8 protein-coding genes are annotated in these 16,731 nt (G+C 70.6%); 4 read left to right on the top strand and 4 right to left on the bottom strand.

Annotated elements, in window-relative coordinates:
- Window positions 1–10: 10 nt before the first annotated feature.
- The 3 genes from NF20_RS07955 to NF20_RS07945 all read left to right on the top strand — a co-directional run bounded on the left by NF20_RS07955 (window position 11) and on the right by NF20_RS07945 (window position 10,726).
- On the top strand, window positions 11–6,397 hold the full coding sequence (locus tag NF20_RS07955; protein ID WP_371277654.1) for an SDR family NAD(P)-dependent oxidoreductase: 6,387 nt from the start codon (window positions 11–13) through the stop codon (window positions 6,395–6,397).
- Window positions 6,398–6,399: 2 nt separating this feature from the next.
- Window positions 6,400–9,504: a type I polyketide synthase gene (locus NF20_RS07950; RefSeq protein ID WP_050594174.1), complete on the top strand. Its 3,105-nt coding sequence runs from the start codon at window positions 6,400–6,402 to the stop codon at window positions 9,502–9,504.
- A 160-nt stretch (window positions 9,505–9,664) separates the two neighbouring features.
- Complete coding sequence (locus NF20_RS07945; RefSeq protein WP_011725259.1) at window positions 9,665–10,726, top strand: type III polyketide synthase; 1,062 nt, start codon at window positions 9,665–9,667, stop codon at window positions 10,724–10,726.
- On the opposite strand, the gene NF20_RS07940 is transcribed toward NF20_RS07945, so the two are convergent.
- From NF20_RS07940 to NF20_RS07925, 4 genes are all read right to left on the bottom strand, one after another.
- A complete protein-coding gene (locus NF20_RS07940) occupies window positions 10,709–11,992 on the bottom strand; it encodes a cytochrome P450 (protein WP_033710446.1) in 1,284 nt (427 codons plus the stop codon). The two genes, NF20_RS07945 and NF20_RS07940, sit on opposite strands and share 18 nt — an antisense overlap.
- Before the next feature lie 5 nt (window positions 11,993–11,997).
- Complete coding sequence (locus tag NF20_RS07935; RefSeq protein ID WP_023869366.1) at window positions 11,998–13,773, bottom strand: ABC-F family ATP-binding cassette domain-containing protein; 1,776 nt, start codon at window positions 13,771–13,773, stop codon at window positions 11,998–12,000.
- Window positions 13,774–13,849: 76 nt separating this feature from the next.
- Complete coding sequence (locus NF20_RS07930) at window positions 13,850–14,539, bottom strand: PAS and ANTAR domain-containing protein (protein WP_023899954.1); 690 nt, start codon at window positions 14,537–14,539, stop codon at window positions 13,850–13,852.
- A gap of 192 nt (window positions 14,540–14,731) precedes the next feature.
- A complete protein-coding gene (locus NF20_RS07925) occupies window positions 14,732–15,685 on the bottom strand; it encodes a LysR family transcriptional regulator (RefSeq protein WP_003876290.1) in 954 nt (317 codons plus the stop codon).
- 150 nt (window positions 15,686–15,835) lie between these two features.
- Here NF20_RS07925 and NF20_RS07920 point away from each other — a divergent pair, with 150 nt between their 5' ends.
- Window positions 15,836–16,729 (top strand): SDR family NAD(P)-dependent oxidoreductase, encoded by an 894-nt coding sequence (locus NF20_RS07920; protein WP_023899953.1) that lies wholly within the window; start codon window positions 15,836–15,838, stop codon window positions 16,727–16,729.
- The last annotated feature ends 2 nt before the right edge of the window (window positions 16,730–16,731 follow it).

The raw sequence follows: 16,731 nt of genomic DNA, 5'->3' as shown, positions 1-16,731 counted from the left end.
AGGAGCGCCGATGCCGGGCACCGAGCAGCACCTCGACTACCTGAAGCGCCTCACGGCCGATCTCAGGCGGACCCGGCGGCGGGTCGCGGAGCTGGAAGGCCGGCTGTCCGAACCGGTGGCGGTGGTGGGCATGGCGTGCCGCTACGCCGGCGGGGTGGACTCGCCGGAAGCGTTGTGGGACCTCGTGATCGAGGGCCGCGACACGGTGTCGGACTTTCCTGTCGACCGCGGCTGGGATGTCGAGGGGTTGTACGACCCCGATCCGGACGCCAAGGGCAAGATGTACACCCGGCAGGGCAGTTTTCTGCAGCACGCGGGCGACTTCGACGCCGGGTTCTTCGGCATCGGACCCAGCGAGGCGCTGGCCATGGATCCCCAGCAACGGATCATGCTGGAGATCTGCTGGGAAGCCTTGGAGCGGGCCGGTATTGATCCCTCGGCGTTGCGCGGCACGGCGACCGGGGTTTTCGCCGGCGTCATCCACGCCGGCTACGGCGGCGAGGTGAAGGGCGAGCTGGAGGGCTACGGCCTCACCGGCTCGACGTTGAGCGTGACCTCGGGCCGGGTGTCCTACGTGCTGGGCCTGGAGGGGCCGGCGGTGTCGGTGGACACCGCGTGCTCGTCGTCGCTGGTCGCCATGCACCTGGCCGCGCAGTCGCTGCGGTCCGGCGAGTGCGACCTGGCGCTGGCCGGCGGTGTCACCGTGATGGCCACGCCCGCGGCGTTCGTCGAGTTCAGCCGGCAGCGGGCGCTGGCGCCCGACGGCCGCTGCAAGGTGTATGCCGGTGCGGCCGACGGCACTTCGTGGTCGGAAGGCGCCGGTGTGCTGGTGCTGGAGCGGTTGGCCGACGCCCGTCGGCTGGGACACCCGGTGTGGGCGGTGCTGCGGGGCAGCGCGGTCAACCAGGACGGCGCGTCCAACGGCCTGACCGCCCCCAACGGGCCTTCGCAGCAGCGGGTGATCCGGGCGGCGCTGGCCAACGCCGGCCTGTCGGCCGTGGACGTGGACGTGGTCGAGGGCCACGGCACCGGCACGGTGCTCGGCGATCCCATTGAGGCCCAAGCGCTTTTGGCGACCTACGGCCAGGACCGCCCGGCGGACCGGCCGCTGTGGCTGGGCTCGATCAAATCCAACATCGGTCACACCTCGGCGGCGGCCGGGGTGGCCGGGGTGATCAAGATGGTGCAGGCGATCCGGCACGGGGTGATGCCCAAGACGCTGCACGTGGACGTGCCGTCGCCGCATGTGGATTGGTCGGCCGGGGCGGTGTCGCTGCTGACCGACCCGCGGCCCTGGCCGGAGCACGGCGGGCCGCGCCGCGCCGGGGTGTCGTCGTTCGGGATCAGCGGCACCAACGCGCATGTGATCGTCGAGCAGGCCCCCGCGGCCGCTGAGACCGAGGCCGCACCCGCATCGTCTGCTATGCCCGATGCTGTTGTGCCGTGGGTGGTTTCGGCCCGTTCGGCCGAGGCGTTGGCCGGGCAGGCCCGCCGGTTGCTGGACCATGTGACCGCCGACGCGCAGGCGAGTCCACTGGACGTGGGGTGGTCGTTGGTCAGCACCCGGGCGGTGTTCGAGCATCGCGCGGTGGTGGTGGGATGCGAGCGTGGCGTGTTGGCAACGGGTTTGGCGGGTCTGGCGTCGGGGCGGCCGGATGCGGCCACGGTGGTGGGGCGGGCCCGGGCGACGGGCAAGACGGTGTTGGTGTTTCCCGGTCAGGGCTCGCAGACGTTGGGGATGGGCCGGCAGCTGTACGAGAGGTTCGAGGTGTTCGCACGGGCGTTGGATGAGGCTGTCGCGGTGGTGGACGAGCATTCCCGGCTGCCGGTGCGTGAGGTGATGTGGGGCGCCGATCCGGAGTTGTTGCAGAGCACGGAGTTTGCCCAGCCGGCGTTGTTCGTGCTCGAGGTGGCGTTGGCGGCGTTGTGGGAATCCTTGGGTGTGACACCGGATGTGGTGATGGGGCATTCGGTGGGTGAGATCGCCGCGGCGTGTGTGGCGGGGGTGTTGTCGCTGCGGGATGCGGCGCGGTTGGTGGCGGCCCGGGGTGCGTTGATGGCGGCGCTGCCGCCCGGCGGTGTGATGGTGGCGGTGACCGCGGGCGAGGCGCAGGTGGCGCCGCTGCTGGGTGGTGGGGTGAGCATCGCGGCGGTCAACGGCCCCGACGCGGTGGTGCTCTCGGGTGAGCAGGAAGCCGTGGCGGCGGTGGCGGAGCGGTTGGCCGGCTCGGGCGCGCGGGTGCACCGGTTGGCGGTCTCGCATGCGTTTCACTCGGCCCTGATGGAGCCGATGCTGGACGGTTTTGCCGCCGCGGCGGCCGGTATCGAGCCGCGGCCCCCGCGAATCCCTTTGGTGTCCAACCTGACCGGACAACTCGCCGGCCCCGGCTACGGCACGCCACAGTACTGGGTGGACCACGTCCGCCGGCCGGTCCGGTTCGTCGACGGTGTGCGGCTGGCCGAATCCCAGGGCGCCGGCGTGTTCCTGGAAGTCGGCCCGGGCGCGGCCCTGACGTCCGCGGTCGAACAATCGCTGACGTCCGACCGGGCGATGTCGGTGGTGACCATGCCCAAGGGCCGCCCCGAAGTCGACTCGCTGCTGACCGCGGCCGCGCGGCTGTTCACGGCCGGCGCCGACGTGCGCTGGTCCGCGGCGTTCACCGGCCTGCACGCCCGCCGGGTCGACCTGCCGACGTATGCCTTTGCGCGGCGCCGGTTTTGGCTGTCCGGCGACGCGGTGGGCTCGGCGAACATCGCCAGCCTGGGGTTGGCCGAGGCCGAGCACCCGCTGCTGGGCGCGGTGCTGGACCGGCCGGATTCCGGTGGCGTGGTGTTGACCGGCCGGCTCTCGACGGCCGCCCAGCCGTGGCTGGCCGACCACGCGGTGGCCGGCACGGTGCTGTTCCCCGGCGCGGGTTTCGTGGAACTGGCGTTGCGCGCCGGCGACGAGGTCGGCTGCCCGGTGGTCGAGGAGCTGACGCTGTCGGCGCCGCTGTCGCTGCCCGCGGGCGGCACCGTGCAGCTTCAGGTGGTGGTGGCCGACGCGGCCGGGCAGCCGGGCTCGCGGTCGGTTGCGGTGTATTCGCGTGTCGCGCAATCGGAGTGGACTCTGCACGCCGAAGGTGTGCTGAGCGAGGCGGCGCCGGCCCCGGCGGCGGAGCTGTCGGTGTGGCCGCCGGCGGATGCCGAGGCGGTCGACGTGGCCGGCGGCTACGACGACTTGGCGGGGCGGGGCTACGGGTACGGCCCGGCCTTCCGGGGGTTGCGGGCCGTGTGGCGGCGCGGGGCCGAGACGTTCGCCGAGGTGGAATTGCCGGAGCAGGCCGGCGTTTCGACGGGCCGCTTCGGCATCCATCCGGTGCTGCTGGACGCGGCGTTGCACGCGTTAGGGGTGGCCGACAAGCGGCTGGAGACGGTGTTGCCGTTCTCCTGGCAGGGCGTGAGCCTGCACGCGGCCGGCGCGTCGCGGGTCCGGGTCAGGTTGGCGCCGGCCGGCGCCGGCGCCGTGTCGGTCGAACTGGCCGACGCGTCCGGGGTCCCCGTGCTGTCGGTGCGGGAGCTGGTGACCCGCGCCGTGTCGGCCGAGCAGCTGGCCGCGGCCGTGGCGGTCCGCTCCGGCAGCGGTGAGCTGCTGGACGTGGCGTGGTCGGGGATCGAGCCGCGGAACTCGTTGCCCGACAACCCAATCAGCGAAGGCGTCACGGTCTGGGAGCCTGCCGCTGTCGATGGCGCCGGACCGGCCGCGGTCCATGCGGCCACGCATGAGGCGCTGGGCGTGCTGCAGTCCCGGCTCGCCGGCGAGGCGGGCGGCGAGCTAGTGGTGTCGACCCGCGGCGCGGTGGGTCGGCCGGGGGAGGACGTCGCGGATCTGGCCGGCGCGGCGGTGTGGGGATTGGTGCGCTCGGCGCAGGCCGAGCACCCGGGCCGGGTGGTGCTGGTCGACACCGACGGTTCGCTGGACCTCGCCACGGTGATCGGTTGCGGCGAACCGCAACTGGTGGTCCGCGACGGCATGGCCTACCGCGCCCGGTTGAGACCCGCCGGGCGGCGGGCGCTGCTGGAACTGCCCGGGCCGCCGGCGGTGTGGCGGCTGGCCGCCGGCGACGCCGGGACGCTCGAAGACCTGGCGGTGCAGGAACACCCCGCCGCGGAGTCTGCACCCGGGCAGGTGCGGGTGCGGGTGGCCGCGGCCGGGGTGAACTTCCGGGATGTGTTGGTGGCGTTGGGGATGTATCCGGGTGCGGCCCAGTTGGGCGCCGAGGGCGCCGGGGTCGTGACCGAGGTCGGCGCCGGCGTCACCGATGTGGCCGTCGGTGACGCGGTGATGGGCATCTTCGGGCTGGTGGGCTCCGAAGCCGCCGTCGACCGCCGGTTGGTGACCCGGGTGCCGCCCGGCTGGTCGATGGTTCAGGCCGCTGGCATCCCGGTGGTGTTCCTGACGGCGTATTACGGGCTGTCGGTGCTGGCCGGGCTGCGGGCCGGGCAGCGGGTGCTGGTGCACGCCGCCACCGGCGGGGTGGGTATGGCCGCCGTGCAGTTGGCCCGGCATTGGGGTGCGGAGGTGTTCGCCACGGCCAGTCGCGGCAAGTGGGATACGTTGCGCGCCATGGGTTTCGACGATGCGCACATCGCGGATTCCCGGACCCTGGATTTCGAGCAGAAGTTCGGTGCCGCCCCCGGCGGCATGGACGTGGTGCTCAACTCGCTGGCCGGCGAGTTCAACGATGCGTCGTTGCGGCTGCTGGGCCCCGGCGGGCGGTTCATCGAAATGGGTAAGACGGACCTGCGGGATCCCGACGTCGTCGCGCGGGCCCATCCCGGGGTGCGCTACCGGGCGTTCGACCTGATGGAGGCCGGCCCGGACCGCATCGCGGCGATGCTGGCCGAAGTGATGGAGTTGTTCGCCGCCGGGGCGTTGACGCCGTTGCCGGTCAAGGCTTTTGACGCGCGCTGCGCGGCCGACGCCTACCGGTTCGTCAGTGCGGCCCGGCACATCGGCAAGGTGGTGCTGACCATGCCGGATGGGCCGGCCGGGCTCTCCGGCGGCACCGCGCTGATCACCGGCGCCACCGGCATGGCGGGCGCGGCGCTGGCTCGTCACCTGGTCGCCCGGCACCGGGTGCCGCACCTGATGCTGGTCGGCCGCCGCGGCGAAGCCGCACCCGGAATGGCCGAGCTGGCCGCCGAATTGCGCGGCGCCGGCGCGTCGGTGTCGGTGCTGTCCTGCGACGTCGGCGACCGCGATGCGGTGGCCGCGATGCTGGCTCAGGTGCCGGCGCGCTACCCGTTGCGGTCGGTGTTCCATGCCGCGGGGGTGCTCGACGACGCGGTGATCGCCTCGCTGACCCCGGCGCGCATCGACACGGTGCTGCGGGCCAAGGTGGACGGTGCCTGGAACCTGCACGAGCTGACCAAGGACCTGGATTTGTCGGCGTTCGTGGTGTTTTCGTCGATGGCCGGGATCGTCGGTGCGCCGGGGCAGGGGAACTACGCGGCGGCCAACAGCTTCCTGGACGCGCTGGCAATCCACCGGCACGCGCACGGGCTGCCGGCCCTGTCGGTGGCCTGGGGGATGTGGGAAGAGCCGTCGGCGATGACCGCCCACCTCGAGGAGCGTGACAAGGCCAGGATGAGCCGGGCCGGGCTGAGCGCGCTGTCCACCCGGCAGGCGCTGGACCTGCTTGACGACGCCTTGCTCGGCGAGCAGCCGCTGGTGGTCGGCACCCGGCTGGACCGGGCCGCGCTGGCCCAGCACCGCGCGGCGCTGCCGCCGCTGCTGAGCGAGCTGGCCGGCCGCCCGGCCCGCCGGATGCTCGAGCACACCGACATGGTGTCGCTGACGGGCCTGCGAGCCCGGCTGGCCGGCATGAATGCCGAACAGCGCCAGGCCGAACTGGTGGAGCTGGTGTGCGGCAACGCGGCCGCGGTGCTGGGACACAGCACCGCCGACGTCGGTCCCGGCGATGCCTTCAGCGATCTCGGATTCGATTCGCTCACCGCGGTCGAACTGCGCAACCGGCTCAAAATCGCGACCGGGCTTACGCTTTCGCCCACGCTGATCTTCGACCACCCGACGCCGGCCGCGCTCGCTGAACACCTCGGCGGCCAGCTGGCCAGCGCCGGCCCGACCGCCGCGGCGCCGGCCGAGACCGCCGCGCCGCCCGATCGGTCGTCCCGCATCGACGAGGTCGTGAGCGAACTGCAGACACTGCTGGCCCAGCCGGGGTTGAGCCCGGGGGACCGGGCACAGCTGGTCACCCGGCTGCAAAGCCTGCTGTCGACGCCGCCCCAGCCCAGCGGGCACCCGGAATTTCCCGAGGACGCCTTCGACGACGACATCGCCACCGCCACCGACAGCCAGCTCTTCGCGATCCTCGACGACGAAGCCGGTCCCTGACCGTGCCCCCGACCGACGTAGCGATCATCGGGATGGCGTGCCGGTTCCCCGGCGCGCCGGACCCGGGCTCCTTCTGGCGTCTGCTGCGCGACGGGCGCGAAGTCACCCGATTCGCCGGGGAGGCCGCGGAATTCGACGCCGACTTCTTCAACCTGTCGCCGCGCGAGGCGGCCGCGATGGACCCGCGGCAGCGCCTGGCCCTCGAGCTGGCCTGGGAACTGCTCGAAGACGCCTTCATCGTCGCCGAAACGCTACGCGGAGAAGCGGTTTCGGTGTACCTGGGCGCGATGACCGACGATTACGCCGCGCTGACGCTGCGTGACGTCCCCGACAACGTGGACCACCACACCTTCACCGGCGTCAGCCGGGGCATGATCGCCAACCGGATCTCGTACCTGCTCGGGCTGCGCGGCGCCAGCATGACCGTCGACTCCGGCCAGTCGTCCTCGCTGGTCGCGGTGCACCTGGGCTGCGAGAGCGTGCGCAGCGGGCAGGCGCCGCTGGCCATCGCGGGCGGCGTCCACCTCAACCTGGCCGACGAAATCGCCCTGCTGGAACGCGAATTCGGCGCGGTGTCGGTGTCGGGTCACACGTATGCCTTCGACCGGCGCGCCGACGGCTACGTGCGCGGCGAGGGCGGCGGGCTGGTGCTGCTCAAACCGTTGGCGGCGGCCCGGCGGGACGGCGACCGCATCCACGCCGTCATCCGCGCCACCGCGGTGGGCAACGCCGGGCACGGCGCGCCCGCCCAGACCCTGCCATCGGCGGCAGCCGAGGCCGACGTGATCGGCCGCGCGCTGGCCGAGGCCGGCCTGGGCAGCACCGACATCGACTACGTCGAAGCGCACGGCACCGGCACCAGGGTCGGCGACGCCGTCGAAATCCAAGCGCTGGGCCGGATTTTCGCCGAACGATCCCACCACCCGGTGTCGGTGGGATCGGTGAAGACCAACATCGGCCACGCCGCCAGCGCCGCCGGGATCGCGGGCCTGCTCAAGGCGGTCCTGTCCATCGAACACGCCGCGATCCCGCCGAGCCTGCACTTCGAGCGCCCCGACCCCGACATCGACCTGAACCGTCTCGGCCTGCGCGTCAACACCGCGCTGGCGCCGTGGCCGGACCGCGGCGGGCCGCGGCGCGCCGGCGTCTCGTCCTTCGGGATGGGCGGCACCAACGCACACGTCATCGTGGAACAGGATGCGGCGCAACCGAATCCAACTCCAGCGTCCGCGCCGGCCGACGTCGCACTGCCCTGGGTGGTTTCGGCCCGTTCGGCCGAGGCGTTGGCCGGGCAGGCCCGCCGGTTGCTGGACCATGTGACCGCCGACGCGCAGGCGAGTCCACTGGACGTGGGGTGGTCGTTGGTCAGCACCCGGGCGGTGTTCGAGCATCGCGCGGTGGTGGTGGGATGCGAGCGTGGCGTGTTGGCAACGGGTTTGGCGGGTCTGGCGTCGGGGCGGCCGGATGCGGCCACCGTGGTGGGGCGGGCCCGGTCGACGGGCAAGACGGTGTTGGTGTTTCCCGGTCAGGGCTCGCAGATGTTGGGGATGGGCCGGCAGCTGTACGAGAGGTTCGTGGTGTTCGCTCGGGCGTTCGATGAGGCTGTCGCGGTGGTGGACGAGCATTCCCGGCTGCCGGTGCGTGAGGTGATGTGGGGCGCCGATCCGGAGTTGTTGCAGAGCACGGAGTTTGCCCAGCCGGCGTTGTTCGTGCTCGAGGTGGCGTTGGCGGCGTTGTGGGAATCCTTGGGTGTGACACCGGATGTGGTGATGGGGCATTCGGTGGGTGAGATCGCCGCGGCGTGTGTGGCGGGGGTGTTGTCGCTGCGGGATGCGGCGCGGTTGGTGGCGGCCCGGGGTGCGTTGATGGCGGCGCTGCCGCCCGGCGGTGTGATGGTGGCGGTGACCGCGGGCGAGGCGCAGGTGGCGCCGCTGGTGGGTGGTGGGGTGAGCATCGCGGCGGTCAACGGCCCCGACGCGGTGGTGCTCTCGGGTGGGCAGGAAGCCGTGGCGGCGGTGGCGGAGCGGTTGGCCGGGTCCGGCGCGCGGGTGCACCGGTTGGCGGTCTCGCATGCGTTTCACTCGGCCCTGATGGAGCCGATGCTGGACGGCTTTGCCGCCGCGGCGGCCGGTATCGAGCCGCGGCCCCCGCGAATCCCTTTGGTGTCCAACCTGACCGGACAACTGGCCGGCCCCGGCTACGGCACGCCACAGTACTGGGTCGAGCATGTGCGTGCGCCGGTGCAATTCCTCGCGGGGGTGCGCGCCGCCGAGCAGGCCGGCGCCGGGACCTTCCTGGAACTGGGCCCCGGCGCGGCGCTGACGGCCGCGGTGGACCAATCGCTGAGCACCGAGGGCGCCACCGCGATCGCCACCCTGCCCAAGGACCGCCCCGAGACCGAATCGGCGCTGCACGCGGCCGGGCACCTGTTCACCCGCGGCCACCGCCTCGACTGGGCGGGCGTGTTCGCCGGCCTGCCCGCCCGTCGCGTCGAGCTGCCGACGTATGCCTTTGCGCGCGAACGCTTTTGGCTGGACGGCGCATCGTTGGCCGGCGCCCCGGCGGGAGCGGCGCCGGTGGGGGGCGGCACGCGTGCCCCCGAGCTGGCGCACCGCCTGCACGCACTGCCCCGCGACGAACAGCAACGGGTGCTGCGCGAATTGGTCTGCGAGCACGCGGCCGCGGTGCTCGGGCACCCCGGCGGTGACGCCATCGACCCCGACCGCGCCTTCGCCGATCTCGGGTTCGACTCACTGATCGGGGTCGAATTGCGCAACCGCCTCACCACGCATACCGGGACGGCATTGTCGCGCACCTTGATCTTCGACTACCCGACGCCGGCCGCACTGGCCGATCATCTTCGCCGGCAACTGCTGCACGACGAGGACCCGGAATCCGACGACGAGAGAATCTGGTCGGCGCTGCGCAGAATTCCGCTGCGCGAGCTGCGGCGGACCGGATTGCTCGACAAACTCCTATTGCTCGCCGGTATGCCGGAAACCGCGACCACCGATGCGAAAATCAGCGACGCGGATATCGACTCGTTAAGCCCCGACGCGCTGATCGCGATGGCGCTGAACTCGGCGGACGACGACGAGGCCGAATGACGAAATCCCCGCTGGCCGACCCGATTACACGCACCGAAAATCGCCCCAATAACACATGTGTTCAATACATCGAACTTTTGCGCGACCCCATCCGAACGCATAAACTTCGGGGTTTAGCGGGAATCGTGTTCAAGTCGGTTGGCAATCAAGAGAGTAAAGCATGAGCGTCATCGCGGGTGTGTTCGGCGCCGTGCCGCCGCATCGTTACAGCCAACGCGAAATCACCGACGAGATCGTGAAGTTCCCCGCGCTACGGGAACACGAAGAGGTCGTCCGGCGCCTGCACGCCGCCGCCAAGGTCAACAGCCGCCACTTCGTGCTGCCGCTGCAGCAGTACCACTCGCTGACCGATTTCGGCGAGGTCAACGAGATCTTCATCGACAAGGCCGTCCAAATTGGCTGCGACGCATTACTCGGCGCCCTCGACGAGGCGGGCCTGCGGCCGCAGGACATCGACATGATCGCCACCACCACGGTCACCGGGGTGGCGGTGCCGTCGCTGGACGCCCGGATCGCCGGACGGCTGGGCCTGCGCCCCGACGTGCGCCGAGTGCCGCTGTTCGGGCTGGGCTGCGCGGCCGGGGCCGCGGGGGTGGGCCGGTTGCACGATTACCTGCGTGGCGCTCCCGACGGCGTCGCCGCCCTGGTGTCGGTCGAGCTGTGTTCGCTCACCTTCCCGACGGTCAAGCCGACGGTGTCGGGACTGGTCGGGACGGCGATGTTCGGGGACGGCGCCGCCGCGGTGGTCGCCGTGGGGGACCGGCGCGCCGAGCGGCTCGGCGCCACCGGCCCCGACATCCTGGACTCGCGCAGCCGGCTCTATCCCGAAACGCTGCACATCATGGGTTGGAACATCGGCTCGGCCGGAATGCAGCTGGTGATGTCCCCGGAACTGCCGGCCGTCGTCGAGAAGCACCTGGCCGACGACGTGACCGGCTTCCTCGCCGCCCACGGCCTGACCACCGGCGACGTCGGCGCGTGGATCACCCACCCGGCCGGCCCCAAGGTCATCACGGCGATCGCCGCGACGCTGGACCTGCCCGCGGAGGCGCACGAGCTGACCTGGCGTTCGCTCGGCGAGGTCGCCAACCTGTCCTCGGCGTCGGTGCTGCACATCCTGCGCGACACCATTGCCAAGCCGCCCCCGGCCGGCAGCCCGGCGCTGATGCTGGCCGTGGGTCCCGGCTTCGGTTCCGAGCTGGTGCTACTGCGCTGGCACTGAGTCGATCACCTCGACCGTGAGGCCCGGCGTGGGCCGCAGCGCGGCGACATTGGCCGCGCGCAGGCGCTGAGCGGGTAACCGCAGCCGGGTGCGGGCCAGCAGCCGCGCGAGCATCACCGTCATCTCGGTGGTGGCCATCGCGGCCCCCACGCAGCGGTGCAGCCCCGCACTGAACGGGATGAACTCGTGCGGCGCCGGCCGGCGATACCCGGGAGCATCGGGGTCCCACCGTTCGGGTGCGAATCGCCTTGGCTCGGGCCATATTTCGGGAAGCCGGTGGGTGACGTACGGGCTGAAGATCAACAGCCGCCCCGATCGGATCCGCCTGCCCTCGAAGCGCAGATCGCGCATCACCCGGCGCGCGGAGATCACCCCGGGCGGGTACAGCCGCAGGGTTTCGTGAACGACGCCGTTCAGGTAGGTCAACCCGCTCAGGTCGGCCGCGGCCGGCGGCCGTCCGGCGAGTACCCGCCGCACCTCGCCGGCCGCCGTGGCCCACGCGCCGGGCTGCGACAGCAGCAGGTAGACCGCCCAGGCCAGCGCGCCGCTGGTGGTCTCGTAGCCGGCCGTGACGAGCGACACGATGGCATCGCGGATCTCGTTGTCGCTCAACGTATAACCCTCGTCGCCGCGGCCGTCGATCAACATGGTCAACATGTGGTCGTTCGGGTTGGGCGCAGCGCGGGCCTCGGCGATCAGAGTGTCGACAAGGTTGTTGATGCGCTGTCGCGCGGCCATCGCCCGCCGCCACGCCGGGGCGTTGATCCGCCGCTGCAGGCCCACCAGTTGCGGCGGCTGGTGGGTCAGGTCGAGCAGCGGCTGCAGGTATTCGCCGAGGGCGTCGGAGTGCACGGCCAAGCGCGGGCCGAACAGACTCTCGGCGGTGCTGCGCCGCACCGCCGCGCGGCAGTGCTGGTAGACGTCCAGCCGCTGCCCGGGCCGCCAGCCGTGGATGACCCGGTCGATGCACGACACCATGGTGGTCACATAGTCCTGGATCTGCCGGTGCCGCAGCCCGGGCACCACCACGCTGCGGCGGCGCCGGTGGTCGTCGCCGTCGCTGACGATCAGCGCGGTGGGCCCGTCGACCAGGGCCAGGTTCTCGAACGTCGCCCGCCAGCTGAAGGCGTCGGCGTTGGCGAACACAAACTTGTTTGCCTCGGCCCCGAGCAGCAGGGTGTAGCCGTGCCGGCCCGCCCCGGCGTCGATCACCGGGCCCCGGCGCCGGTACAGCGCGAGCAATGCCTCACCGGGCCGGTAGCGCACGGGTCTCATTCGAGCAGCTCCGACAGTTCCAGCCAGCGGCTCTCGGCCGCCGCGACCTCGTCCTCCAGCGCGCGCAGCTCACGGGTGAGCCGGGTGATGCCGACGTGATCGGACTGGTCGTGCGCGGCGAGCTCCTCGTGCTTGTCCTTGATTTGTTCGGCCAGCCGCGCCAGCCGGCGGTCGGCCGCGGCCAGCTCCTTCTCCGCGGCGCGCCGCTGCGCGCCCGACATCGCTTGCGGCGCAACGGGAGTCGGCCCGGCGGGCGGTGCCGCGTCGCGCCGCTGGGCGGCCAGCCGCAGATACTCGTCGATGCCGCCGGGCAGATGTCGCAACCGGCCGTCGAGCACCGCGTACTGCTGATCGGTGACCCGCTCCAGCAGGTAGCGGTCGTGCGAGACGACGATCAGCGTGCCCGGCCAGGAGTCGAGCAGATCCTCCATGGCGGCGAGCGTGTCGGTGTCGACGTCGTTGGTCGGCTCGTCCAGCAGCAACACGTTGGGCTCGGACAACAGCGTCAGCATCAGCTGCAGCCGCCGCCGCTGGCCGCCGGACAGGTCGCCGACCCGCGCCGCGAGCTGACCCCGGCCGAAACCGAGCCGCTCCAGCAGTTGGGCCGGCGTCACCTCACGGCCGTCCACCCGATAGCCGGCGCGCAGCCGGCCCAGCACGTCGCTGATCCGGTCGTCGGCGATCGCGGCCAGCTCCGCTCCCCGCTGGTCGAGCACGCCGAGCTGGACGGTCTTGCCGCGCTTGACCCGCCCGCTGTCGGGCCGCACGGTGCCGTCGATCAAGCCCAGCAGGGTCGACTTGCCGGCGCCGTTGGCCCCGACGATGCCGGTGCGCTCGCCGGGGGCGATCCGCCATTCGACGTCGCGCAGCACCGGACGCCCGTCAAAGGAGACCGACACGTCGAGCAGGTCCACCACGTCCTTGCCGAGCCGAGCGGTGGCCAGCTTGGCCAGCTCGACGCTGTTGCGCAGCGGCGGGACGTCGGCGATCAGCTGGTTGGCCGCCTCGATCCGGAACTTGGGCTTGGAGGTGCGCGCCGGCGCGCCGCGGCGCAACCAGGCCAGCTCCTTGCGCATCAGGTTCTGCCGCTTGGCCTCGGCGGCCGCGGCCATCCGGTCGCGCTCGACGCGTTGCAGGACGTAGGCCGCGTAGCCGCCGTCGAACGGTTCGACGATCCCGTCGTGCACCTCCCAGGTGGTGGTGGCGACCTCGTCGAGGAACCAGCGGTCGTGGGTGACCAGCAGCAGCCCGCCGGTGTTGCGGGCCCACCGCTGCCGCAGATGTCCGGCCAGCCAGGTGATGCCCTCGATGTCCAGGTGGTTGGTCGGCTCGTCGAGCGCGATGACGTCCCACTCGCCGATCAGCAACCGGGCCAGCTGCACCCGGCGGCGCTGACCACCCGACAGCGTGGAAACGCTTGCCCGCCAATCGATGTCGGAGACCAGGCCGGCCACCACGTCGCGCACCCGCGGGTCTCCCGCCCACTGGTGTTCGGCCGCGTCGCCGACCAGTGTCCAGCCCACGCTGTGGTCCGGGTCCAACGTGTCGGCCTGGCTGAGCGCGCCGACCCGCAGCCCGCTGCGCCGGGTGACCCGGCCGGCGTCGGGTTGTTGTTCGCCGGTCAGCAGCCGCAGCAGGCTGGATTTGCCGTCGCCGTTGCGCCCGACGATGCCGATGCGGGCGCCGTCGTTGACCCCGAGCGTGATCGACTCGAAGACCACCTGTGTCGGGTATTCCAGGTGTACGGCCTCAGCTCCCAGTAGGTGCGCCACCGGCCCGACCCTAGCGCGGCGACGATGCCGGCCGGTGACGGCCGGAGGAGGAGTCGTGCAATCCGAGCCTGCGCGGTCATTCCAGGGTCAGCAGGGCGTGGTCGACCTGGCGCTGCATTCCCGGGGACGCCTTGCTGGCCACCGCGTCCAGAAACCGGCCGGCGACGTCGCGCAGCTTGAGGTTGGTTTCCTGCGAGCGCCACACCAGGATGTCGAACGCCCGCTCGGCGGAGATGCCGTAGGCGGCCATCAGCACCCCCTTGGCCTGCTCGATGCGGGCCCGGGAGTCGGCCACCGCCGAGAGCACGTTGGTGATGTCGGAGTGCAGCGAGTCGGTGACGTCGACGTAGAAGCCGGAGGTGCCGGCCAGCGCGCCGGAGTCGTCGAGCATCCGATCGCCCGCGACGACGACCCAGTGGGTGCGCCCGGCGGTGTCGACGATGCGGTGCCGGCTGCTGAACGGCTTGCCCTGCATCACCTGGTCCAGCACGGCCGCCACCCGCTCGCGGTCGTCGGGGTGCTTGTGCTGCAACAGCAGCTCCGTGCTGGGCTGCACCTGCCCGGGCCGGTAGCCGTGCATGCGCGCCACCGCGTCCGACCACTCCCAGCGGTGGCCGTCCAGGAAGAACCGGAACCTGCCGACGCGCTGCGGCTCACCCAGGCCCAGCACCCGCTCGACCGCGCTGAGGTCGCCGTCGCCCTCGACGACGTCCGAGCCGAGCGGCTCCGCACACGGGACGGTTTCGTCGTTGGAATTCACTGTCATGGGCGCCAGATCCCTTCCATGCAACCGCTGGGAGAAGTTGACATATCGATTCCCCGTTTGGCGCACTTCCATACCTGCTCGTGCTGGGGAGGCGCTCAGTGTGTGATCGAGGTTGCCGGCCAACCTGAAGCACGCGTTGGTCGAAGTTGTTGCTCGCACACTCGCGGTGTCAAGGTGCGTCCCGTCAACCGTTCATGTGACTGCGGGATCCCATGGTTGCGGTGATAGGAGTCGAGCTGGCCACCGTCCAGTTTTGATGAGGTGTGCGGTCTCTTCGCGCAGGATGTTGCCGACTTTTGCGGTGACTTCTCGTGGGAGCTCTAGGTTGGACGTGGCCGCGACACCGACCCTGTGAGTAAGGGGTGGCTCGGTCAACGGGGTGTATCGCAATTGGTTGGAGTCAATTTCGTTGAGGCAGGCGGAAAGCGGGAGAACTCCGTAGACGAGGCCGGCCGCAACGAGCCGTTTGGTCAGCGCTAGGGAATCTGTGGCTATCCGCCAGCTGATCTTGACTTTCCTTCGCAGCGCGGCATTTTCGATCACGTTCCCGATACCGGTGTGTGATCGAGGGACCACCAGTGGTAGCTCTACGAGTTCGGTGAAGGGCATCATCTGACCGGAATCGAGGTCCGAGGTCGCTGCGCCGACGACCACGAGGTCTTCGGTGAGTAGATCGCGGTAGAAGATTCGGTCGTCCGGCACTGGGTTGATCACAGCGACGTCGACGGCGCCCTTCAACATCGCTTCGACGAGCTGGTCGGTGCTTCCGGTCTCCACGGAGAAAGTCACCTTCGGAAAAGCGGCGGCCAAGCTGGACAGCAGGTGTGCAGCGAAGACGTCGACCGTTGTGTCGAGTATGCCTAGGCGGACGCCGCGTGCGAGCCTGGCTATCGGTGATCCGGCGTATTGCATGGCCAGCTCGAGTTGGCGCAGCGGTGCAGCGGTCGATGCTCGTAGCCGTTCCCCCTCCTCGGTCAGTTGCACCCCGCGGCGGGTTCGGCGGAAGAGCGCGACACCGAGGTCCTCTTCGAGCAGGCGGATCTGGCGGCTCAGCGCCGGCTGCGCGATGCCGAGCGAGGCGGCCGCGCCGGTGATCGAGCCCTGTTCTGCGATGCGCAGGAAGTACTTCAGCCGATGAGTGTCCACTGCTGCACAGATATACCAGGCATCAAGAATCGGTATGACTGCGTTCCGTAATTGGTATTACCTCATCGGTCGTCCCCGGCTCTAACGTCGCAACCGAGCGAGCACGTTCTGATGCGATAACGCGCTGATATGTCGTGTGTATCGCCTGCGGTGAAGGGAGCCGTCGTGACAATCCAGGATGAAAAGCAGGACTGGGCAGAAGTGCTGGGGTTTGACCGGCTGCCGGAGCACATTGTCGATAAGCGGGTCACCGAGTTGATGGATCTGTCCGGCAAGAAGGCTGTTGTCACTGGCGCCGGGGGAGACGGCCTGGGTCAGGCGATCGCCAATCGGCTGGGCGGGCTGGGTGCCGACATCGCGCTGATTGGCCGCACGCTGGAAAAAGTGCAACGTCGTGGTCGCGAAGTCGAGGAACGCTGGGGGGTCAAGACGGTCGCGATCAGCGCCGACATGTCGGACTGGGATCAAGTGCATAATGCCGTGCGCGAGGCGCACTGGCAGCTGGGTGGTCTCGACATCATGGTCAACAACCCCGTGATGGTCGCCGGAGGGCTGTTCGAGACTCAGACCAAGGAGCAGATCGACTTCACCGTGCTCGGCAGCCTGACGATGATGATGTACGGCGCACACGCCGCACTGCAGTTCCTGCTTCCTCAGGGGTCGGGGAAGATCATCAATATCGGCTCGGTCGGTGGCCGTATCCAGCAGCGGGGCCTTGTTGTGTACAACGCGTGTAAGGCCGGCGTGATCGGGTTCACCCGCAACCTCGCCCATGAGGTGGCTCTGCGCGGAGTGAACGTGCTTGGCGTGGCGCCCGGCATCATGCTCAATCCCCAACTCAAGCAATATGTTTTGGATCCGCAGGACGACCAGGAGCGCGCGGGCCGCGCCGCGATGATTGAGGCGATCACGCAGCAGGTGCAACTCGGCCGGGCCTCGCTTCCGGAGGAAGCCGCGAATATGGTTGCCTTCCTTGCTACCGAGGCCGCCGATTATCTGTGCGGCCAGACCATCGATGTCGCCGGCGGACAGTGGATGGGCTGATC

Source organism: Mycobacterium sp. MAC_080597_8934 (genome assembly GCF_000523975.1).
GTDB lineage: Bacteria > Actinomycetota > Actinomycetes > Mycobacteriales > Mycobacteriaceae > Mycobacterium > Mycobacterium avium.
This window is presented reverse-complemented; position numbering and strand designations above follow the sequence as displayed.

Coding starts and splice junctions, on each gene's coding strand:
- NF20_RS07955 (WP_371277654.1), top strand. CDS start 11: ATGCCGGGCACCGAGCAGCACCTCGACTACCTGAAGCGCCTCACGGCC.
- NF20_RS07930 (WP_023899954.1), bottom strand. CDS start 14,539: ATGACAGTGAATTCCAACGACGAAACCGTCCCGTGTGCGGAGCCGCTC.
- NF20_RS07945 (WP_011725259.1), top strand. CDS start 9,665: ATGAGCGTCATCGCGGGTGTGTTCGGCGCCGTGCCGCCGCATCGTTAC.